Source organism: Parasediminibacterium sp. HNIBRBA5674 (assembly GCF_056745525.1).
This window is the reverse complement of the sequence record NZ_JBQWIE010000003.1, coordinates 126,718-148,643: the sequence shown is the minus strand read 5'-3', so window position 1 is coordinate 148,643 and position 21,926 is coordinate 126,718. Positions and strand designations below refer to the sequence as shown.

At 35.2% G+C, this 21,926-nt stretch carries 16 protein-coding genes; 6 read left to right on the top strand and 10 right to left on the bottom strand.

The genetic code is table 11. The annotated features are described in order from the left end of the window. Window positions 1-14: 14 nt before the first annotated feature. Window positions 15-1,913 (bottom strand): M1 family metallopeptidase, encoded by a 1,899-nt coding sequence (locus tag ACT9TX_RS02890; RefSeq protein ID WP_481336701.1) that lies wholly within the window; start codon window positions 1,911-1,913, stop codon window positions 15-17. A 401-nt stretch (window positions 1,914-2,314) separates the two neighbouring features. Here ACT9TX_RS02890 and ACT9TX_RS02885 point away from each other — a divergent pair, with 401 nt between their 5' ends. Beyond that, entirely contained in the window at window positions 2,315-3,958 is a 1,644-nt protein-coding gene (locus ACT9TX_RS02885) for an ABC transporter substrate-binding protein (protein WP_481336700.1), read from the top strand. A gap of 41 nt (window positions 3,959-3,999) precedes the next feature. On the opposite strand, the gene ACT9TX_RS02880 is transcribed toward ACT9TX_RS02885, so the two are convergent. Beyond that, complete coding sequence (locus ACT9TX_RS02880; protein WP_481336699.1) at window positions 4,000-4,473, bottom strand: hypothetical protein; 474 nt, start codon at window positions 4,471-4,473, stop codon at window positions 4,000-4,002. A 110-nt stretch (window positions 4,474-4,583) separates the two neighbouring features. Then, a complete protein-coding gene (locus ACT9TX_RS02875; protein ID WP_481336698.1) occupies window positions 4,584-5,663 on the bottom strand; it encodes a TolB family protein in 1,080 nt (359 codons plus the stop codon). A gap of 90 nt (window positions 5,664-5,753) precedes the next feature. Here ACT9TX_RS02875 and ACT9TX_RS02870 point away from each other — a divergent pair, with 90 nt between their 5' ends. Both ACT9TX_RS02870 and rpe read left to right on the top strand, forming a co-directional pair. Further along, a complete protein-coding gene (locus ACT9TX_RS02870) occupies window positions 5,754-6,521 on the top strand; it encodes a tetratricopeptide repeat protein (RefSeq protein ID WP_481336697.1) in 768 nt (255 codons plus the stop codon). A gap of 135 nt (window positions 6,522-6,656) precedes the next feature. Beyond that, window positions 6,657-7,313: a ribulose-phosphate 3-epimerase gene (gene rpe, locus ACT9TX_RS02865; RefSeq protein WP_481336696.1), complete on the top strand. Its 657-nt coding sequence runs from the start codon at window positions 6,657-6,659 to the stop codon at window positions 7,311-7,313. 42 nt (window positions 7,314-7,355) lie between these two features. On the opposite strand, the gene ACT9TX_RS02860 is transcribed toward rpe, so the two are convergent. The 4 genes from ACT9TX_RS02860 to ACT9TX_RS02845 form a co-directional block, all read right to left on the bottom strand. After that, window positions 7,356-8,339: a purple acid phosphatase family protein gene (locus tag ACT9TX_RS02860; protein WP_481336695.1), complete on the bottom strand. Its 984-nt coding sequence runs from the start codon at window positions 8,337-8,339 to the stop codon at window positions 7,356-7,358. A gap of 129 nt (window positions 8,340-8,468) precedes the next feature. Next, window positions 8,469-9,911, bottom strand: a complete 1,443-nt coding sequence (locus ACT9TX_RS02855) for a hypothetical protein (RefSeq protein ID WP_481336694.1) — start codon at window positions 9,909-9,911, stop codon at window positions 8,469-8,471. Between the two features lie 21 nt (window positions 9,912-9,932). Continuing rightward, a complete protein-coding gene (locus ACT9TX_RS02850) occupies window positions 9,933-12,779 on the bottom strand; it encodes a TonB-dependent receptor (RefSeq protein ID WP_481336693.1) in 2,847 nt (948 codons plus the stop codon). A 193-nt stretch (window positions 12,780-12,972) separates the two neighbouring features. Continuing rightward, entirely contained in the window at window positions 12,973-14,541 is a 1,569-nt protein-coding gene (locus tag ACT9TX_RS02845; protein WP_481336692.1) for a T9SS type A sorting domain-containing protein, read from the bottom strand. Between the two features lie 130 nt (window positions 14,542-14,671). Between ACT9TX_RS02845 and ACT9TX_RS02840 the strand changes: the two genes are divergently transcribed. Continuing rightward, the gene (locus tag ACT9TX_RS02840; RefSeq protein ID WP_481336691.1) at window positions 14,672-17,179 is read left to right on the top strand and encodes a TonB-dependent receptor; all 2,508 of its coding nucleotides are present in this window, start codon (window positions 14,672-14,674) and stop codon (window positions 17,177-17,179) included. A 95-nt stretch (window positions 17,180-17,274) separates the two neighbouring features. Here ACT9TX_RS02840 and porQ read toward each other — a convergent pair whose 3' ends face one another. From porQ to ACT9TX_RS02825, 3 genes are all read right to left on the bottom strand, one after another. Further along, a complete protein-coding gene (gene porQ, locus ACT9TX_RS02835; protein WP_481336690.1) occupies window positions 17,275-18,297 on the bottom strand; it encodes a type IX secretion system protein PorQ in 1,023 nt (340 codons plus the stop codon). A gap of 29 nt (window positions 18,298-18,326) precedes the next feature. Next, complete coding sequence (locus ACT9TX_RS02830; protein ID WP_481336689.1) at window positions 18,327-18,998, bottom strand: hypothetical protein; 672 nt, start codon at window positions 18,996-18,998, stop codon at window positions 18,327-18,329. 231 nt (window positions 18,999-19,229) lie between these two features. Next, a complete protein-coding gene (locus ACT9TX_RS02825; protein ID WP_481336688.1) occupies window positions 19,230-19,952 on the bottom strand; it encodes an RDD family protein in 723 nt (240 codons plus the stop codon). An 87-nt stretch (window positions 19,953-20,039) separates the two neighbouring features. On the opposite strand from ACT9TX_RS02825, the gene ACT9TX_RS02820 reads away from it, so the two are divergent. Then, entirely contained in the window at window positions 20,040-21,071 is a 1,032-nt protein-coding gene (locus ACT9TX_RS02820) for a stage II sporulation protein M (RefSeq protein WP_481336687.1), read from the top strand. Next, the gene (locus ACT9TX_RS02815; protein ID WP_481336686.1) at window positions 21,038-21,916 is read left to right on the top strand and encodes a hypothetical protein; all 879 of its coding nucleotides are present in this window, start codon (window positions 21,038-21,040) and stop codon (window positions 21,914-21,916) included. The genes ACT9TX_RS02820 and ACT9TX_RS02815 overlap by 34 nt, the downstream gene beginning before the upstream one ends. The last annotated feature ends 10 nt before the right edge of the window (window positions 21,917-21,926 follow it).

Sequence of the window (21,926 nt, the reverse complement as noted above, 5' to 3'; positions counted from 1 at the left end):
TTTAAGACCGCAAATTAAGGTTTGCTGGTGAGTTCTTGGGTTTTGATATAAAACTGTCTTTCGATATTAATTTTGTTAAACCATGCCAATTCTTCTTTACTGAGTTTAAAGCTTTGTGGTTTGGTAGTTATTGGTAAATGTTTGTTAGTAGGCATAATGGTGATTGGCATATCAAAACCATCAATGCAATTAGTCCAGCTTGCTGTAACAGTAGCTTTAACAGTATCTACTACATAGTTTAGCTGCGGTATTTTTATGTCACGCAAATATTGGTCAAATGTTTTTTGAAAATTAATGCCTGCTTTTTTGCTGATGTAATTTTCTACATGCTCTGTAGTTACTGTTTTGTGGTAAAAATCTTTGTTCAAGCCACGTAATATTTGCCTAAACAAGCTATCGTTATTAATGGCATGACGAATGGTGTGTAGCAAATTAGCACCTTTAGGATACATATCGCCACTGCCTTCTTTGTTTACACCATAAGGACCAATAATGGGTTGGTCATTTTGTATGTTTCTTCTTAGCCCCCAATTATAATCGTTACCTGCCTCTTTACCATAATAGTATTCGGTAAACAAGGTTTCACTGTAATCGGTAAAGCCTTCATGTACCCACATATCTGCAATATCGTTGGTGGTAATATTATTGGCAAACCATTCGTGGCCGCTTTCGTGAATAATTATGTAATCCCATTTTAAACCCCAACCACTGCCACTTAAATCTCTACCCAAATAGCCATTGCCAAACTTATTGCCATAAGCAGTAGCACTTTGGTGTTCCATACCTAAATGTGGCGATTCTACTAGCTTGTAGCTGTCTTCATAAAAAGGATAGGGCCCAAACCAATATTCGAATGCACGCAGCATTAGCTTGGCTTGCTTAAACTGTTCTTTGGCTTTGTCAAGATTATAATCAAGCACCCAATAGCTTAAATCTAGCTTGCCTTTTTCGCCCATTAAGGTATCAGTAAAGTTCACGTACTTACCAATGCTTGGAATAATGAGATAATTGTTTATAGAATTTTTTACTTGCCATGTGTATGAAGTGAATGGTGAATGGTGAGTAGTGAATGAGGTGTCGCTTTTATTAATGATTGACCTTTCACTATTGACTATTGACTTTTCACTTTTCACCAACCTACCATTAGCAACAGCAACTAATGTATCAGGTACAATCATGGTTAATGATGCGCCATTATCAGGTTCATCGCCTTGATAGTCTTTACAAGGATACCAAGCACTTGCGCCTAAACCTTGACAAGCTACACTCATCCAAGGATTACCTTTGGCATCTTTGCGCCAAATCCAACCGCCATCCCATGGTGGACGAATGGCTTCTTTGGGTTTGCCGTGGTAGTAGATGGTTAATGAGTCAACCTTTCCTTTTTTTATTTCAGTTGTTTTTGAAAAAAGTACAAGACAAGTATTGCCTCTGTCTTCTGAAGGCTTAGATGAAAAGTAATCTACCTTATAACCACTTTTTAAAATGCTATCAATTAATAAAGGTGCCTGAAGGTCTAGTTGCATAACATTATTAGCTGGCTCTAATGAATGGTCTGCCTTTATATCCTTTAAATATTTCACAGTTATTGTAACTTTCCCCTCAATCGTCTTCCTCTCAAAATCTGGCTTAATCGTAATATCGTAACGTAAAACATCCCACCAATCTCTGTTTGGGTTAAGGCTGCCTCGTAAGGTATCTGCATGGGTAAAGGTTTCTTTTTTGGCCATCAACTGTGCGGTAGCAAGCTGTGTAAATCCAACTAACGCAAAGCTGCATAGCATTACTGAACGTACAAGTGTGCGACGCAACAGACGTTGAATAGTAGTAATAAAGCTGGCTACATAAAAAAGATTGCTTCGTTCCTTGCAATGACGTTGATTGGTAAACAAATTTTTATTGTTTGTATTCATGCTTTAAAAATAGTAGTTTAGTTGAAATGATACACTAATAACCATGAAATTAGCGTAATAGTGGTGTAAAGGAGGCTTGTAAATAGTTCACTTGATTTGAAAAGATGCTTACAGTGGTACATTTACTTTGGTTGCAACTGCAAATAGTTGGTATAATAGGTAGTTTTGGTGTTATGCAGTGGAAAAATGATCATAATTTTCTAAAAAAATGTAAGTATGAGCAATTTTTTTGTAAAAATGAATCTAAATAATGTCAAATTGAACTTCAATAATGTATAAATAAACATAAAAAATGTCAAAATAAACAATTATAATGTAAAAATGCACGTTGATAATGTAAAAATGAACAATAACAATGAAATAATAAGCAGCTGCTTGTTGTAAATTACAATAATTACAAAATGGTAAGAAAACTAATGAACAATCTTTTGTGGGTCGTTGTGTCGTTATGCCTTTGTGGTGTAATTGTTTCTTGTAATGATAAAACAACAACCAACAAAACCGTATTTACCTACAACGAGAGCACAGGTATAGCTTCGCTAGACCCTGCTTTTGCCAAAAATCAGTCGATTATGTGGGCGGTGCATCAGGTGTATAATACGCTGGTAGAGATAGATACGGCTTTGCATATAGTGCCATCGGTAGCTAAAAGTTGGGAGGTAAGTAGCGATAGGCTGATCTATACGTTTCACCTACGTAACGATGTGTATTTTCATAACAGTGATTGCTTTGTAGGTGGCAAGGGCAGGCGCATGGTGGCTGATGATGTGGTGTATAGCCTTGATAGAATATTAGATAAAAACACCGCTAGCAGTGGTGCGTGGATTTTTAATAATCGGGTAGATAGTGTACAACCTTTTACTGCGCCAAATGATAGTACGGTGGTGGTAAAATTGTTGCGACCGTTTCAGCCGATATTGGGCATTTTAACCACGCAGTATTGCAGCATTGTACCGCATGAGGCGGTGGACAAATATGGCAAAGATTTTCGTAGGCATCCTTGTGGCACAGGGCCTTTTCAATTTGAAAGTTGGGATGAAGGGCAAGCCATGGTGCTGCATAAAAACGAGCAGTATTGGGAAAAAGATAGTAGCGGTAAGCGCTTGCCTTATTTAGATGCGGTGAAAGTGACTTTTTTTGATAACAAAGGCACAGAGTTTTTAAAGTTTCAGCAAGAAGAATTGAGCTTTATTAATGACATAGATCCATCGTTTAAAGATGAGATTTTAACTAAGAAAGGCGAGCTAAGACAATCGTGGGCAGATAAGTTGACGATGCATAAAAATCCCTACTTGAATACAGAGTATTTGGGCTTTTTGGTAGATGAGAATAATCCGCTGGTGAAAGGTTCACCTACTAAAATCAAAGCGATAAGGCAAGCCATCAATTATGCCATTAATAGGCCACAGTTAATGATGTATATGCGTAACAGTATAGGCATTGCAGCCGAAGCTGGTTTTGTACCAAGTGGCTTGCCATCTCGCAATACCGAATTGGTAAAAGGCTATTATTATAATCCTACAAAAGCCAAACAGTTATTGAAAGAAGCTGGCTTTGCCAATGGTGATAATTTTCCAACCATTAAATTATTAACCATAGCCACCTATGCAGATATTGGAAGTTTTATTGCAAAGCAATGTGAAGAAGTAGGTATAAAAGTGCAGGTAGAAACCATACAAAAAAGTTTGCTGCTAGAACAGACTGCCAAAAGTCAGGCACTGTTTTTTAGAGGTAGTTGGATAGCTGATTATCCTGATGCTGAAAATTATATGGCTATGTTTTACAGTAAAAATCCTGCACCGCCTAACTATACCAATTATAAGAACCCCACGTTTGATAAATTGTACGAAGCTGCTTTGCTAGAAACCAATGATAGCTTACGTTATAGCCTTTATAGGCAAATGGATCAGATAGTAATAAACGATGCGCCTGTAGTTCCTATTTGGTACGATATGGTAATACATTTAGTAAATAAAAAAGTACATGGCTTTTACCCCAATGCACTCAATTTATTAGAACTAAGGCATGTAACGATTACACATTAAAGCAATAAAAAACGCACCCCAAAAGGTGCGTTTTTTAAAATTTATTGATACAAACCTCTAAACCAAGGCCGTGCAATATCTTCTGCTCTAAACGGCCAAGGTATACCTGCAATCATAATGATTAATGCGAGGATATATAACCAAGACATGAGTCTGTGCTTTTTTAAAGCATTGCCAGGTTTTTTAGATTTGATGTGCGAAATGGTAATTAATGTGATAGATAAGATCATACAAATCGGATGCTCAATTAGCCAAAAGCGTAAGTCTGCTCTTTTCATAATGTCACCTACTGTAAAGTGTTCCATCATCACTTTAGGCAATCGCTCGCTAAAATATTGGTACAAACCAATTAGCAAATTGATATGCGCTGTGATGAGTAATCGTAAACTCCATTTTCTGTCAGTCGCATCAAAATCTTCATCGGCTTCAACATTTACACGAATAATATTAACGACTAAGAAAATGATAAGTACCCATCTTAGTAAACTGTGCAATCCTAATAATCCTGCGTACATATTTTTTGTTTTTATTTTTTTGATGTGTAAGGCTCGATTTATCAGGGGGGTATACCTATGCTATCGGTTGCGAAAATACTTATTCATTGTTAGCTTTCCAATATATTGGTTTATTTTTTTTCTGTAATCCAATCTGCAATAAAAATATTGGTATCTCTTGTACCGCCATTGTTTCTGTTACTGCAAAATATAATTTTTTTACCGTCAGGGCTAAACATTGGAAATGCATCAAATGCTTTATCGGTACTAATGCGTTTAAGGTTTGTTCCATCAGCATTTATCGTGTACATATTAAATGGAAAGCCACGCTTAGATTGGTGATTTGAGCAAAAAATTATATTACCATCAGGTAAAAAATTAGGTGCCCAATTGGCTTGCCCAAGTGCTGTAATCTGTTTCACATTGCTACCATCAACGTTTGCTGTATAAACTTCCATATTGGTAGGCGCAACAAGATTTTCGGCTAATAATTCTTTATATTCTTTTATCTCAGCATCGGTTTTTGGTCTGCTAGCACGCCAAATAATTTTTTTACCATCAGGGCTAAACCATGCACCACCATCGTAACCTAGTGTTTTGGTAATACGGGTAACTTTCTCTGTATTTAAATCCATAATGCACAAGTCTAAATCACCATCACGCATAGAGGTAAACAACATTTTTTTGCCATCAGGCGAAATGGTAGCTTCTGCATCGTAGCCTTTAGTTTTAGTAAGTTGCTTTACAATTTTGCCATTCAAGTCACTCATGAAAATATCAAAGGTTTCATAGATAGGCCAAATGTATTTGTTGCCGTATTTGCTTCTATCTGGTACTGGTGGGCAAGTATCTGCACCTAAATGTGTAGAACCATATACTATGTGTTTGCCGTCTTTAGTAAAGTAGCCGCAAGTGGTTCTGCCTTTACCACTACTAATCATTTTGTAGGTAAACTTATCACCTAATTTTTCTGGTACTTTACCAATAAATATTTGGTCGCACAGCAAGCCATCTTTAGGGTTTGTACGTTGAAATACAATGTATTTACCATCTGCACTGAAATACGCTTCAGCATTATCGCCACCAAATGTTAGTTGCTGAATATTTTTAAAATTCGTCTCACTAGCATATAAAATTGAATCAACAGGTTTAGTATTCTGCGAAACAGCGACAAATGGCAAGACCATTAATGAGAAAAATAGTTTTTTCATGCTGCAAATAAAACGCTAAATGCTTGTAATGGTTTTAAGAAGTAGAAAAAAACACACACTTTAACCGATAAGAGCAATTATTTTTGTTGCATGCGTACTGTGAATTTTTGTATTTTGATGCTTGTGATGCTTGCAGTTAGTTGTAAGAATAATGACTCTGCTAATAATGGTAAACCTAGTAAAGATGCGGCTTTTATAAAAAAAATGGCTAAGGCTGTAGCCGAAAATAGAGATAGTGCTGGTTTACGGTTTAACTATATAGATGCACTTGATAGTGTAGGTGATTATCCAACAGCCATTGCGCAAATGGATAGTTTAATTTTAAAAGATAAAGGTAATTACGGCCTTTGGTTTAAGCTTGGTAAAATATATGAACATGCTGGCGATACAATTAAAGCTATTGGTAGCTATCAAAACGCCTTAAAAATTTATCGCTCACCTGATGGTTTATTAGCTGTGATTAATCTTTTAGTAGAAACAAAAAATATAGCAGCTTTAGCGCTCTGCGATGAAGTTGATAATTTTAGATTGGGTAGAGAATATGATAGTTATACGAACTTCCTTAGGGGTGTTTATTATTCAAGAACTGGTAAAAGTCAACAAGCCATTGGCTATTTTGATAAAAGCATTGTGAGCAATTATACTTTTATAGATGCCTACATGGAAAAGGGTTTTACTTATTTTGATGATAAGAAATTCGACGAGGCCATAGCTGTATTTTCAAAAGTAGCAGCTGTGAACAGCACTTATGCAGGTGCTTATTATTGGCAAGGCAAATGTTTTGAGGCAAAGGGTAATAAAGCAAAGGCTATAGAATTATATCAGCAGGCATTGGCACTAGATAAAACTTTACAATAAGCCGAAGCGAGTATTAAAAGGCTACAATAGCTTTTTTATACTATTAGAAAAGTAATTATGGTGCTTCGGGCAGCAATCATGGTGCTATGAGCAGTAATAGCAACCAATAACCAGAAACAAATTAAACAATAAAATATGCCCATTATAGCCCCCTCATTATTAGCCAGTAATTTTTTACGATTAGAAGATGAAGCAGCCATGCTTAACGCTAGCGAGGCAGAATGGTTTCATTTAGATGTGATGGATGGACGTTTTGTACCTAATATTAGCTTTGGTCTACCAATTATTCAGCAGTTGCGTAAAACCACTACCAAAATATTTGACGTGCATTTGATGATAGAAGAGCCAGAGAAATATGCAGAAGCATTTAAGCAGGCAGGCGCAAATATTTTAACAGTGCATTACGAAGCTTGTACGCATTTACATAGAAATATTCAGCAAGTAAAAAGCCTTGGTATGAAGGCAGGCGTGGCTTTAAATCCACACACATCGGTAGGGTTTTTAGAAAATGTGTTACAAGATGTAGATATGGTACTCATCATGAGTGTTAACCCAGGATTTGGTGGGCAGCATTTTATACCTCAAACACTTGAAAAAGTTCGTTTGTTAAAGCAAATGATTAATGCAAAAGGATTGAATACCTTAATTGAGATTGATGGTGGTGTAACGCTTGAAAATGCAAGTGCATTAGTGCAAGCTGGTACAGATGTGTTGGTAGCTGGTAGCACTGTATTTAATTCAGCAAATCCTTTAGCAACAATAGCTGCATTAAAGCAATCAGCCCAAGATTAATCTTGAGCTGATTGAAAAAGGATAATGTATTGAACGGTGTTTTTATTTTTTGCTAATCGTGGTAGTATATAAAATTTTACCTTCTGAATTGATAAATTGAATTAGCATGTCTCTAGCAGTTACTGATGCAGTCAGAAAACCAAAATCTTGCGCTACAAATTTTGCGTAAGGTGCAGATGTAACAGGTGTAGCTTCGGCACCGGCACCAGAAATAAATTCTACAAAGTGATAGTCATCTGGCTGGTCAAACTCAAGTTGATGTTCGTGACCACAGAAATAAGCATCTACCTTATATTTCTCAAATAAAGGGGCAAAGCTATTAAGCATATCACCAGTTTTACCTTTACGCTTTCCAGCACTGTACAAAGGGTGATGACCTACCACAAATTTCCAAATAGCTGTGCTTTTTTTTAGTTCAGCTTCTAACCATTTTTTTTGTGCTGTCGTATCAGTTGCTGCTACTTTAGGGCCATATTCTTCATCGCTGTAATAATCTGTTTGAAAAGGACTACTATCTATAAAAAAGAACTCTGCTTTACTGCCATCTGGCAAAGTTTTTATTACACTATAATACCTCGTAGGCATGTGCCACCGTGCACTTACTTTACTGTATTCTACCTCTGCATCAGGATTAGTTTTGTAGTCGTGGTTGCCTAAAACTACATACCAATCTATAAATAAAGGGTGTTGATAGTAAACGTCTTCAAATGAAGTTTTCCAACTTGGGTCAGTAACGCTGGCAACACCTTTAGGATAAAAATTGTCACCTGTTGCAATAATAAAAGAAGCATCAACCCCAACTGTAGCACTTGTCATTTGCGCAGCAACAGCTTTTTGATAAGGTTCACCATGGCGGCCCCAATCACCCATTACCAAAAAGTTTAACGACTTTTTTACCGTTTTTAGCCCAGCAATTTCGGGTACTTTATGCCCTGTTTCTGCCTCTTTTTTATAGTTGCTTTCTTGAGCGATTGCTGATAAGCAAACAACTGATAAGGTTGCGATTGATAGGATTTTTTTTAACATGATTTATTTTTAGTTGATTAAAAACATAGTTACAGTTGTTATAAAGAAGACACATAGCTCTTACTATGTGTCCTTAATTTTTTCTATGTTACTATGTAATAAAATGCTGGCTTTGGGCAATAAAAATATTTAGTAATGTTGATTTCCAGTTCCATCAAATTGATAGCAGCCAATATCTTTTCCAGGCTCTGAGTAAGATGTAATACCATATTTCACATCTACTGGCACCACTTTCATTGGTCTAAAATTAGTATAGCCTTTACCAATACAAGGGGAAGTTGATTTTAGCGTAAATTTAAAATTGCCAATAGCCGTTATGTCTTGTGCAGCATATCCGCCCTGAATAGGCAATGGAAAATTATAAAATTGTGGGTCAAGTGCTTGCACAGCTTTTGTACCATCATAAGCCACGCATGGTGTGTAAGCATAATTGGCAGGTAAATAACTGAACGGATTTGGCAAATCAGTAGCTACAGGTTTTGTAACTGCACCAGGTGTATAAGGAAAAATTTGATTAGCAATGGTCGTATTTTCAGCCCAATAGAAATTATAACCATAGTTGCCTTTGTACATGTAAGCCGTATCTGGTATATCGCTGCTTAGGCGCAAGCCCCATCTACAATTCACTATTAAATTATTAAATGCTTGACCATAAGCTAGTTTTTCAAAGTTGATTGAACCACCACGCCCAGATTTAGTTTGGCGCCAGCCGCCACTAATTAATGTGTTATTGTATATACGCACTTCGCAATTGTTAATGCCTGGGCCACTACCAGAATTTGCAGCCTTTAAAGCATTCGTTGCATTGCCAATGAAAAAGTTATAAGCCATATCGCCAATGCCACCAGCTTTTACATTCAATACATCACCACCACTTTTACCACATTTTTCAAAAGTGCTTCTAAAAATAGCGAAATTACCACCTGAGCCAGCAACACGTATAGCATCGTCTACGGCACCATAAATCCATGAATCTTCAAAAACAAAATAGCCAGCGCTATTAGAAAAGAATACACCATAAGAATTATCTGTAGCTGCTAAACCTAGTAATGGCGCTACAGTATTGCCTAATAATGCGCCTGCATATTCAATATGTGTCCATTTGCAAATTAAATATTTACAAGTTTTATCACCTATTACACCTTTCCATTTACCTGCAAATGCCGAATCTTTACTAGCACTGTAACCAACAACTGGTGCATCTGTTTTTGTTTGGCCAGTTACGGTTAAATAAATTGGTTTTTCTGCTGTGCCTAAAGAAAATAAATTTCCTTGTACAATTAAGCCTGCTTGGTTTTGAAAGTTGACACGTACACCTGGCTCTATTATTAAGCTATCGCCTGGGTTTACAAATACATCGCAACTTACAGTATAAGTTTTGCCAGCAAGCATGGTACCTGAAATACTGCCACACAACGGTGCAGCATCGCTAATTGGTTTTGCAGGTGGTGGTGTGTAAATGTATAAGTTGCCATTATCTACAGCAGCCTGACCTTCACCATCTTTTTTACAACCAGCTAAAAGCCCTAATAAAGAACTACTGATGATTAGTGTTTGAATTATTTTTTTCATTATTTTAGTTTTAAGATGTTATTAAAATTTACAACGAAGACCAAACAAATAAGAAAGTTTATAAGTATCTCTTTGTACAAAAATTTGACTGTCTGGATTATCCTGACCAGGAATCCTGTTAAGTGTATTAGCTAAAATGTATGGTTGCTTAATATAATACCTCGTTTTAGAGTTAGTAAGGTTATTAATCTTGCTATAAAAAGATACTTTTTTGCTAATTTTTACATCAAATGATAAATCTAATTGATTGTAAGGTGCTTGCCATGTATCTAATTCGTAGTAGCTAGATACTAAAGCAATTCTTTCGCCAGTATACACATAAGCCAATTGTACATCTAAGCCAATTTTAGGATTCTTGTAAATAAAAGATACATTACCAATATGATTGGCTTGCCCCTGCATTGGTCTTGTTTGGTCTATTACTTTGGTATTTCCTCTGCTTGGGTTAAGCGTTGTATCGTAGTAAAAATAGTTCTTACTTGTAGTTATTGCTGAATGCGTGTAAGTATAATTTGCATTTACACCAAACTGACCAATAAATTTACTTACCACTAATTCAAAACCATAATTTGTAACATCACCAAAGTTTTGAGGAGTTAAAATAGCAGTACTTGTACCAGAATTGCCACCAGTTATTAATTTGGTAAGAAAAGCAGTTTCAATAGGGTTGTGGATGGTTTTGTAAAATGCACCAGCTAATACTTGGTCGCTACCATTTGGAAAAAGTTCGTATCTAACATCAAAGTTATCGGCTGTTGTATGTTTTAAAGTGGGATTACCTTGTACAGGATATTGATCTTCTGTACCATCTAAATAATATGGTGTTATTTCAAAAAAGCCTGGCCTAACTAAACTGCTAAAATATGAGGCTCTTAAATTTTGTTTATCTGTAAGTAGATATTTAAAATGTAAGCTTGGCAATACATCGGTATAATATAAATGACCATATTTATAATTATATTGATCTGGTGCTGCGGTATTATAATTTTGATTGGTGTATTCAATTCTTGCACCACCCAAAATTTGTAGCTTTTTTGTAGCCATAAATTTAAACTGGCCATAGCCTGCTGTTATTTCTTCGATTATTGTATATGTGTTAGGCGTATTTAAATTAGGTGCACCTGCACCTACTGGGTTAAATTTATAGTCTGCTGCAAAAATGTTTGTGAAGGCTTGTGTGCTACCACTAGCAGATAAATTGTATGAGTTATAGTAATTATCTCTGTCTTTATGTCTAAATAAGCCACCTACACTAATTTCAACTTTTCTACCTGCTATTTCTTTATTGTAAATTAAATTTAGGTAGCCAGCATAATCTTTATCAGAGTTATTAGCCCATATTCTGGTCATGCCTTTAAGCTCGTCTTGCTTATTTTGAAGTACACCATTTATTGCAAAATTGGTTGTATTAAAGCTTGCCTGATCGGGCACGTCTTGTTTGGCAATTGAGTAAACACCGCTCCAAGTAAGTTTTAAATTGCTAGATAAATTATGCTCACCTTGTAGTGTTGAGTTATAAATACTTTGTATTTGCCATCTTGTTCTGGTATTGTAAGTAATTTGTCCAGGATTGGTTGCTACGTTGCTATCTACTGAATAACGCGCCTGAAATTCATCTAAACGAACGTATAAGTTAAACAAAGAAATTTTGTTATTACTATTGATTACGTAGTCAAATTTATTGTTAATGGCAAAGCGTTGATTTTGGGTAGAATATTGACGGATAAATGCATCGCTAAATTTGGCTGAGTTGTTATAATTATTACCAACAATGCCATTTACGTTGTTACGATAAGTCGGTTGCGCATCTTGCTGATTGAATATATTGTCAGACCCTCTATTATTATTTTGAAAACTAAGTGCTACTATAAAGCCTAGTTTTTTATTAAAAAATCTATCGCTAAAAGTTAGGCCAGACTGAAAATTGATTGGATCTACTCTTTTTTGTAAATCAAGATTGTTTCTAGGGAAATCGATGTTTGTAGCTATATAATTTGAACCGTTTATGGCTGCTGGATCTTTTCTGTTGATTACATGGTGGTCAATGGTGTAAAACGGTCTATCGTTAAAAAGTGCATTTTGCCCAGTAGCTGCAAATACATTAAACGTTTTTTTATTTGAGGCACTTTTCATAACCATATTCATTACACCACCAATGGCATCTGCTTCCATATTTGGTGTTAAGGCTTTAACTACTTCTAGGCGCTCAATAATATCACTAGGAAAAAGGTCTAGCGGTACATATCTAAACTTATCGTCTGGGCTAGGAATTTTAACGCCATTTACCAATGTACTATTGTAGCGTTGATCCATACCACGTATAATGGCGTATCTACCTTCGCCACTGCTACTTCTTTGTACAGTAACCCCACTTATACGTTGCAAGGCATTAGCAACAGTTACGTCTGGCGATAATTCAATAGCTTTTTGAGATAATATATTTTGTACAATGTCTGCATTCTTCTCAAGCCTGCGTACAGCGTTATCGCTTTCTTTATTGCTGCTGGTTTTAACGGTTACTTGGTCTAGCTCTGCTTCATCGCTTGTAAGGTTATTATTAAAAGCAATAACGTCGTTTTCTGTTTTTACAGTAATTTCTACTTCGTTACTGCTTTTATAGCCTGCATATTTTATTTTAATAGTATACCTACCTGCTGGTATGTTTTTCAATGTGTATGAACCATCTAAATTAACAGATGTTGTAAATTTTTTTCCGCCTTTTTCAATTTGTACAATGGCACCAATTAATGGCTCACCAGTTTTGGCATCCGTAATTTTACCTTTTATAGTACCTGCAAAACATAATGACCAGCTACAAATAAAAAAAATTAAAGTGACAATTTTTTTGAGTGAAAATAAGGATTGCATAAGCTTTTAGTAATTTTTCACGAATTTATCCTATAAAAGTAAGTTCAGTTTTCTTTCAAAATAACATAACAGAATGGTAATAATTACTTGTACTTGTTTTTTTAATTATACTTTATATTCTGTCTATTACAGACCCAAAAAAAGCCCCGCATAGGTTAATCTATGCAGGGCCTCAATTTTTTTTGTTTATTGACTATTGTTTTACTAATTGTGTAGTAGAAGCAACACCATTATTTACAAAACTTACAACATAGTTACCTTTTATAAATCTTGTTGCATCAATGCTAGTTTGTGTAGCACCAGTTTGCACATTTAGTGTAGATAATATTTTACCATCAATACTTGTAACTTTTATTGCTGCTCCTGCAATTGCTTTAGGGTGAGAAAGGATGATTGTATTGGTTACAGGATTTGGATATAAAGCCAAGCTGATAGTAGGTTTAGCATTTACAGCAACAACGCTACTGTATTTAAAAGTACCGTCGTTATCTACCAATTTCAATCTGTAGAATTGCGTGCTTAAGGTTTTGTTGATATCAGCATATTGGTAAGTGCTACCATTACCTGCTTTATTAGAAGCTACTCTAGCAATTTCTGCAAAATTTTTAGCATCAAAGCTTTTTTCTACACCAAAATAATCAAAATTGGTTTCGTTAGAAGTTGCCCAATTTACTTGTGGTTGGTTATTAATTAAAGATGCTGTAAAAGTTGTAAGATTTACAGGGAGCGCAACAGAAGTAGGTGCAAGGGCAACACCACGAAAAGCTGTATTAGTTGCAGCTGTTGCTATACTTGTAAAACTACCTGTAATAGAGGTGTTATAACCAGAGTTATCAGTGAGTGTTGATAAACTTGTACCATTAGTAAGATACAAGGTAGCTGTACTTCCAGATACAACTCCTGTGATACCTCTTGCGCCACTTAATACAACATTGCCATTTGATACCCAGCTACCATTTACTAATGAATATTTTTGTAAGCCAGTACCACTGCCATCGTCTGCTATATATAGTACATCTGGTCCTGCAACTGTGGCATCTAAATCAGCAAAGAAAAAGTTGTAAGGGCTGCCACCAGAAGTAGGTGTTCCTGGTAGCGCAGTAATTGTTTGTGCTGTTGTTGTAGGTAATCCTGAACCTACAGCGCCAATTCTTATTGCGGTGCCTGAAGCGGTTGAAATATATAATTGTCCATTAGCAATATTTATAGTTCTAATGCTTGTTAATGTACTCGAAACAACGGTTGATGTAGTTGCACCTAAAGCAGCATTAGAAACACCTGTTGCACCGCCAACTACCCAAAATGAATTACCATCAACAGAAGCGGCACCTCTAATATTATTACCACTACTGAAATCTGACAATGCTGTTGAAGAATTTATATTTTTATTGTTGTCAATTGTTGCGATAACCCTTGCTGTTGAAGCAGATGTTGAACCCGCGACTGAAGCGGTACCTGTTGCAGCATCATAACCTGTCGCAATAAGATATAAACCATTAGCAGATCTTGTAAGAGAACCTTCACTTGTTGCAGTTCCACTAGCTACAACACGTTTATTATTGCCTGTAACGCTTGTGGGTAAAGGAACTGATTGTACTAAAGTACCTGCTGGTGTATACTCATCCAAAAAAATAGCAGTACCAGTGCTTGCTAACGCTGCACTGCCATCACCAACTCTGTAAATTACTAAGTTGCCAACTGTAAATTGCGCAAATGAAGTACTTGCAAAAGCCAAAAAAAATAATGTAAATAATTTCTTCATAAATTGTTTTTTTTCTAAAAAAAATGTTGTTTGCGATAGTCTAAGGTAAAGATAATTTTGATACAACATGCTTGTTTGTGCATGAAATTATTACAATCCCTATCTTCAACCCATCAATAATCAAAAATACATGCGTTTTACTTCTGTCATTGTTATATTACTATTAACTATCTCTCAAGCATTTGCACAGCAGAAAACAAAGGTTTCAGGCAAGGTGGTTGATGAAAATGACCAGCCTTTACAAAGTGTTTCGGTACAAATTTTAAATAAGCAGAAAGGTACTATTACCGATAAAAATGGCTCATTTAGTATTGATGTAACACCCAAAAAGCCATTTGCTTTGGTGTTTTCTTTTAATGGTTATCAACCTGTGCAAAAGAACTTTTTGTTAAATATTGGTGAGGTTGAAACCGTTTTGATAAAACTTGAACGTACAACCGCCACGCAGTTACAAGAAGTGACTGTAAAAGACGACAGAGTGAAAAGGGGCGAATCTGGTACTGTATCTATTGATGCTCAAAAAAGCTTGGTCAATCCTTCACCTATCGGTGGTATTGAAAGTTTGATAAAAGTATTTGTTGGCAGTAATAATGAATTAACAAGCCAGTATTCGGTACGTGGTGGTAGCTACGATGAAAATTTGATTTACGTAAACGATTTTGAAGTTTACCGACCGTATTTGGTAAGTAGTGGTCAGCAAGAGGGATTGAGTTTTATTAACCCTGAAATGACTGGTAATGTAAAGTTTTATAATGGTGGTTATCAAGCTAAGTATGGCGACAAGATGAGTAGTGTGCTAGATATTACTTACAAAAAGCCGAAAGCCTTTGGTGGCAGTGCTTATATTGGTTTACTAGAGCAAGGTTTGCATTTAGAAGGCATTGGTGCAAAGGGTAAGGTAACCTACAATTTTGGTGTAAGAAATAGAAGCACACGTAACCTATTAAGTAGCCAGGAAACTAAAGGTAATTATATCCCTTCTTCATCCGATTTGCAAGGGTTAATTACTTACCAAGCAAGTGAGAAGTGGTTACTTGAAGTGTTGGCAAATGTATCGGCCACAAAGTTCACTTTATATCCAGAATCAAGCAAACTCACCTCGTCTGTTTTCTCAAATGTATTTTCGGCAAATCTTGGCTTAGACATCTATTTTGAAGGGCAAGAAAAAGATAAATACGCTACCAATTTTGTTGGTTTATCAGCTACTTATCAACCAAGAAAAAACTTGAAGTTAAAGTGGATGTTGAGCAGATTTAATGATACCGAAGAAGAGAATAAAGATATTACTGCGGCCTATTTATTTGGCGAAAGAGATTTTGATAAAAGTAAGGCATCTTATGGTTTAATAGTCAATCCGTTAGGTGCTGGTGTATTTTTAAATTACAGCAGAAATAGCTTAAACATTGATGTTTGGAACGCTTCGCACAAAGGCAGTTTAGATAAGGGGAAGCATTATTTGCAATGGGGCAATTCAATTGAGCAACAGGTTATTTCAGATAAATTGAATGAATGGCAGTACAACGATAGTGCTGGTTATTCGTTGCCTTACAATCCTTCTAGCCTGCAATTATATAGTGTGTTGAAAGGCAAAAGTGATTTGAACATTATGCGCTTTAGTGGCTATGTTCAAGATAATATTCAGTTTAAAGATTCATCTGACGTGATACTGCAAATTGGTGCTAGATACAACTACAATACTTTAAATAATGAATTACTGATTTCGCCAAGAATGGGTATTTCTTTCAAGCCAAAAAAGTGGCAAAAAGATGTGATTATAAAAGCATCAGCAGGTATTTATAACCAACCACCTTTTTACAGAGAATTGCGTAGATATGATGGTACAGTAAATACCAATTTAAAAGCACAGAAAAGCTGGCAAGTAAGTGCTGGTTTAGACTATAATTTTAAATTGTTTCAGCGCCCTGCAAGAATTACTACAGAGGCTTATTATAAAAGTATGACTGATGTTGTGCCTTACGATGTAGATAATGTGCGTGTGCGCTACTTTGGCGAAAACAGTGCAAAAGCCTATGCTATTGGTTTTGAAACAAGGCTCTATGGCGAGCTAGTAAAAGATGCAGAAAGTTGGGTGAGCTTTGGTTTAATGAATACGAGAGAGAAAATTGATAACTTCTTTTACCAACAGTATAAAAATGCCGCAGGCGAAATAATTACTGCAAATAGTACCGACCAAGTGATTGCTGATAGCATTAGAACCAATGTAGGTTATGTACGTAGACCAACAGACAGAATGATAACGTTTGGCTTGTTTTTTCAAGACTATATGAGTACCAACAAGAACTTAAAGTTTTACATGAATGCCTTGTACGGCAGCAATTTACCATACAATATTCCTAATAGTGTAAAGTACCGTAACGCTTTAACTATAGAGCCTTACATACGTGTAGATATGGGCTTTAGCGCTTTGCTATTAGATGGCGAAAAAGCCGCAAAACGTAGCCATTCGCCTTTTAAAAACTTTCAAAGTATTTGGGCTAGTATTGAAGTATTTAACATTATCGATAGAGCCAACACGATTAGTTATTTGCTGATTAAAGATTTTCAGAACAATACATTTACACTGCCTAATAGACTAACACCAAGGCTAATCAATTTGAAATTAGTAGCGAGATTTTAGCAATGTAAAAAGTTAATTGTGAAAGGTGAAATGTGAGTTGAAAAAATAAAATTCTGAACTGTTAAACCTTAAACTTATAAACCCCAAACCTCAAACTAAAGCTCACCTTTCCAATTAAAATTGAGCCCTATTTGATGAAATAAATTACGTTGATAAAAGCCTGTACCATAATTAATTTGTAGCTTTTTCAGTTTAATGCCTACACCCATACTAAAGCCATTTAGCGAGTTAGTAAGGCCATAAACGCTTAAATCTTTGGCCCTTAAAAAGTTGTAACCTACACCAAGTTCAAGCTTATCGCCTATAAATATTTGCGAAGCAAATACCCAGTGTGATAGAATATTGTCAAGGGTTGTGGCTTGTTGTGTATTGCCTTCACTCGCGTTAAAAGCACTATCGTTGTAACTTATTACTAGTTGCTGTAAATGATGGCCAGTAATTGAGAACTGAATAGGTGCTTTTGCCAATCGTTTAGTGATGCCTAGCTGAATATCAAACGGCAATTCTTCCTTTGTATTTGTGTTAGTGTAATTACGTAATTGTGCACCAATGTTTTTTGCTACCAAACTTATTTGTAAATAATTGCTTGAATCAAAATAGGTTAAGCCAATATCAGTTGCAACCGCACTACTTTTATATTGGCCATAGCTACTGTTAATGTATTTTAAAGTGGCACCAAGCCAAAAGCGCTCTTTGTATTGCTTTGAAAGCATTGCTTGTGCTACATAATCTGTTGGGATAAATGTGCCGTAAATATTACCAATAGCATCAGTTTGTGTAATGCTGCCATAGCTTAAATAATTAACTCCAAAACCCAAAGTTACGTCTGGCTTATGAGCATAAAAAGCGGTGGTTAAACTGTAATTTTTTATGCCTGCTAAAAAGTTATTGAAGCTAGCATTTGTTTGTAGGTGTTGTTCTTTTCGTAGTAATGCAGGATTATTAAAACTATAACTTACATCGTTACTAATATTAGACACATTAACACCACCAATTGCACTTACTTGTGCTGCATTTGGTAAGCCCATAAAACTAAAAGCAGCATTACCACCCACTGTTTGTGCTGTGATAATGCTGCTTGTAAAAAGAAGAAATATTAGTTGTAAAGTATGCTTCATTTGTGCGATGAAGATACTGTTATTGTTAATTATTGTCTTTCAATTGTTGTTCTATCGTCTACAATAAGTTTATAGCTACCTACTTTTGTCTTAGTAGCAACTCTGCGGCTGTAAGTAGCATCGTTGTTTTCGTATAATTGATTCGAAGTATTGTTGTTAAAAGCGCCTACTACTTTTACATCAGTCTGTGCTGTTTTATTGTACACAATATCTTTCCATTCAAAATCTTCTTTGTCACGCATTTGCGCAGCTACTAAAGACCTTTTGTACCAAAACTCTGCTTTGTCAAATTTCTTAAGTCTGTTGTAAACAAACTCGTAAGCAAGGCAGCCAATATAGTTGTCAGTACCATAAATGCATCTTGCTTGTTCTATAGCTTTTGCATCGCAACCGCCTACAAAGTTTGAAGCACTAACATAGTAACGCATTAAAGCCCAACGAATACTAAGAGACTGAGGATCAGATTCTAGTAATTTTTCAAGTCTTTTTCTTGTACTTATGGCTTCATCGTAAGTATAAACATAGTTGCGGCGCAAGTACACTGTTGATGCTGCATCTATTTCAGCAACATCATTAAAGTAATGACCTGATTTTTTTGACTCAATTTTTTTTGATGGGTCAGTCATATAAAATGCAGAGGTGTCTACCGTAATTAATAGCGATAAACAAAAAAAAGTGTTGATAAGTAAAACTCGTTTCATGGTTGAATACTTTTAAGGGTATTTGGAAAACGGTTTTCTTAGGGTTACTGGATGGTTAAAGCAATCAAATTTGGTATAAATGAAACACTTGTGTAGTAAAAGTACTACATATTGTGTTTGTGGAAAAATATTTTTTCATAAAAAAATTCAAACAAATACAATGACGCAAAAAAAAGCAATAACCCGTTTTTGAATTACTGCTTTTGCTGTTATCTGCATTTTTTAAAAGGCTTAATTTATAATTATTGATAAGTGGTTATAATCGCTCAGTACAGCATATAAAAAAGTAAGCGGCTCATGTTGGCTTTTTATGCTTAAAACTGTTTCAATTTTTTGCATGGTTTGATAAGCTAACATTGTATTGCCGCTTTTGTGTACGTTTAAAATTACTTCTTTTACTAACTGTATATCACCGTCTTTAAGATTAATAACTTCAGGGTAAGTAGCTCTATAATTTGTTTCGGCAACAGGTACGTATAACGTATCGTTGATTGTAGTTCCAGGTGTTGTTTTAATAAGTGTTGTACCAGCAACGATATCGCCAAGTCTTTGGCGCTTTTCATTTACAGCTACCATTACTACAGCTAAAATGCTGCCAGTCATCCATAAATCTAGTATTCTAAAAAGCCAGCGCATTAAGTATTGTGAAAATGAAGGTTGATTACCATTGATGCTAATGACTTTTATTTTCATTATACGTTTGCCTAGCGTTTGTCCATTCATAAATACTTCGCTAAGTAACGAGTACAACATGGCAGGTAAACTAGCAACAAAAATGTATAGTTGCATAATATCGCCGCTAAAATTGCCTTGAGTAGCTACAACTAGTAATATAATTGCATATGCAATTATAATTAGCCTGTCTACAATGGTGGCTACAATTCTATCGCCTACACTTGCTAAGTCGTATTCTAATTCAATGTTTTGTGGAGTAAGTATCGAAATTTTGCTCATAAAAATTAACTTGTTACAAATAAATATCAATTTATTCATCCGTTATATATCACCAAGCATTATTTTTAAGGTGTTAATACTTTTTTGATGAGAGAAGCGGTTTTTTTAAAACAAAATGCAGATAAATGGAAGCAATTTGAAGAAGATGTAAAAAGACGTCTTTCTGCTGATGAGTTGGCAAATCAATTTGTAGAAATAACTGATGATTTGAGCTATGCAAAAACTTTTTACCCAAAAAGTAATACCACACGTTATCTAAACGGTTTAGCGGCAAAGTTTCATGTAGAAATTTATAAAAATAAAAAAGAGAAAAAAGGCCGTGTTTGGTGGTTTTGGCAGTTTGAATTACCGTATCTTTTTAAATACTATCACAAGCAGTTTTTGTATGCCTTTTTATTTTTTGTGGTGTTTAGTTTAATGGGTGCGCTAAGTGCTAAATATGATGATAGTTTTATACGGCTTATTCTTGGTGATAGCTATGTGAATATGACGCTAGATAATATTGAAAAAGGCGATCCATTTGGTGTATATAAAGGTGGTAGCCAATTTTCTATGTTTGTACAAATTGCTAGTAACAATATCAAAGTATCTTTAATTACATACGTGTTAGGTATTTGTTTTTCGGTTGGTAGTATTTGGATGTTATTTAGTAATGGTATTATGATGGGGGCTTTTCAATACATGTTTATTGCAAAAGGGCTTGGTACTAAGTTTATTCTCGTTGTATTTATTCATGGTACATTAGAACTGTGGAGCATTATTATTGCTGGTGCTGCTGGTTTAATTATGGGCAATAGTTTTTTATTTCCTGGCACATTTACAAGAACAGAAAGTTTACTACGTGGCGCAAAAGATGGGCTTAAAATAGTAATAGGCTTAGTGCCATTATTTATTGTTGCTGCTTTTTTTGAAGGCTTTGTTACACGTTACAGTAATATGCCTGTATGGACGAGTTTATTGATTCTAGGTACATCATTTACATTCATTATTTGGTATTTTGTAATTTATCCTATACAATTACACAAGAAAATAAATACAACTTCTACTACAGCTTTAGAAACATCAAACGAAAAAAACTTTAACGCATGGATGGCCAAAAAATGGAACTCAGAAAACTGAGAAATTTCAGTGATAACCTCAATGATACTTTTCAATTTATTAAGCAAGAATTTAAGCCACTGCTTGGCTGCTACATTGCTATTTGTGGTATATTTATAGTATTAAGTAGTGTTATAGGTGGTCTTTATCAGCGAGAATCGATGATAGGATTCATGCGCATTTTTAAAGGGCTAGATTATCAGCAAAGAGGTTTAAGTGATGTGTTTAACTTGAATTATTTTCTAATACTGTTTCTAGGTACACTTAGCTATGTGATTATGCACATAGTAATTGCTGTTTACTTTAAATTATATACTCAAAAAGGAAAAGTATCACCAACTATTGAAGAGGTTTGGAAAGAGTCATTGCGTTTTGTAGTGCCAATATTTTTTTATACCATCATCTATACAATTATTACAGGTATTAGCTTTTTATTTTGCGTTGTACCTTTTTTCTATTTCGTTGTGGTATTTGCACCATTTACACTAATCTATGTTGTAGAAGAGGCTTCTTTTACAGATGGTTTTAGCAGGTGCTTTAATTTGATTAGAGACAATTATTGGGAGTCATTGGGTATTTACCTAATAAGCTATCTTATCTATGGTATTTCCGCTGGTATTATTGGTGTTATAGTAAGTGCATTAACTGGTGTTGTTTCGTATTTTACTACAAAAGATTTAGCCGCCGTAGCTGGTATTTTTAGTGGCACGCTCAACATCTTTACCCATATTTTTTATGTGATTTTTGCAGTATCTGTTGCTTTAAATTATTATAATCTTGTTGAGCGCCTAGATGGTAGCGGCTTGCTAGAACGTATAGATAATTTGGGTAGTAAGCAAGAGGATGCTATTGAAGAACAGTATTAATTCATTACAA

Coding starts and splice junctions, on each gene's coding strand:
- rpe (WP_481336696.1), top strand. CDS start 6,657: ATGCCCATTATAGCCCCCTCATTATTAGCCAGTAATTTTTTACGATTA.
- ACT9TX_RS02855 (WP_481336694.1), bottom strand. CDS start 9,911: ATGAAAAAAATAATTCAAACACTAATCATCAGTAGTTCTTTATTAGGG.
- ACT9TX_RS02840 (WP_481336691.1), top strand. CDS start 14,672: ATGCGTTTTACTTCTGTCATTGTTATATTACTATTAACTATCTCTCAA.
- ACT9TX_RS02870 (WP_481336697.1), top strand. CDS start 5,754: ATGCGTACTGTGAATTTTTGTATTTTGATGCTTGTGATGCTTGCAGTT.
- ACT9TX_RS02885 (WP_481336700.1), top strand. CDS start 2,315: ATGGTAAGAAAACTAATGAACAATCTTTTGTGGGTCGTTGTGTCGTTA.
- ACT9TX_RS02850 (WP_481336693.1), bottom strand. CDS start 12,779: ATGCAATCCTTATTTTCACTCAAAAAAATTGTCACTTTAATTTTTTTT.
- ACT9TX_RS02875 (WP_481336698.1), bottom strand. CDS start 5,663: ATGAAAAAACTATTTTTCTCATTAATGGTCTTGCCATTTGTCGCTGTT.
- ACT9TX_RS02845 (WP_481336692.1), bottom strand. CDS start 14,541: ATGAAGAAATTATTTACATTATTTTTTTTGGCTTTTGCAAGTACTTCA.
- ACT9TX_RS02860 (WP_481336695.1), bottom strand. CDS start 8,339: ATGTTAAAAAAAATCCTATCAATCGCAACCTTATCAGTTGTTTGCTTA.
- porQ (WP_481336690.1), bottom strand. CDS start 18,297: ATGAAGCATACTTTACAACTAATATTTCTTCTTTTTACAAGCAGCATT.
- ACT9TX_RS02830 (WP_481336689.1), bottom strand. CDS start 18,998: ATGAAACGAGTTTTACTTATCAACACTTTTTTTTGTTTATCGCTATTA.
- ACT9TX_RS02890 (WP_481336701.1), bottom strand. CDS start 1,913: ATGAATACAAACAATAAAAATTTGTTTACCAATCAACGTCATTGCAAG.
- ACT9TX_RS02815 (WP_481336686.1), top strand. CDS start 21,038: ATGGATGGCCAAAAAATGGAACTCAGAAAACTGAGAAATTTCAGTGAT.
- ACT9TX_RS02820 (WP_481336687.1), top strand. CDS start 20,040: ATGAGAGAAGCGGTTTTTTTAAAACAAAATGCAGATAAATGGAAGCAA.
- ACT9TX_RS02825 (WP_481336688.1), bottom strand. CDS start 19,952: ATGAGCAAAATTTCGATACTTACTCCACAAAACATTGAATTAGAATAC.
- ACT9TX_RS02880 (WP_481336699.1), bottom strand. CDS start 4,473: ATGTACGCAGGATTATTAGGATTGCACAGTTTACTAAGATGGGTACTT.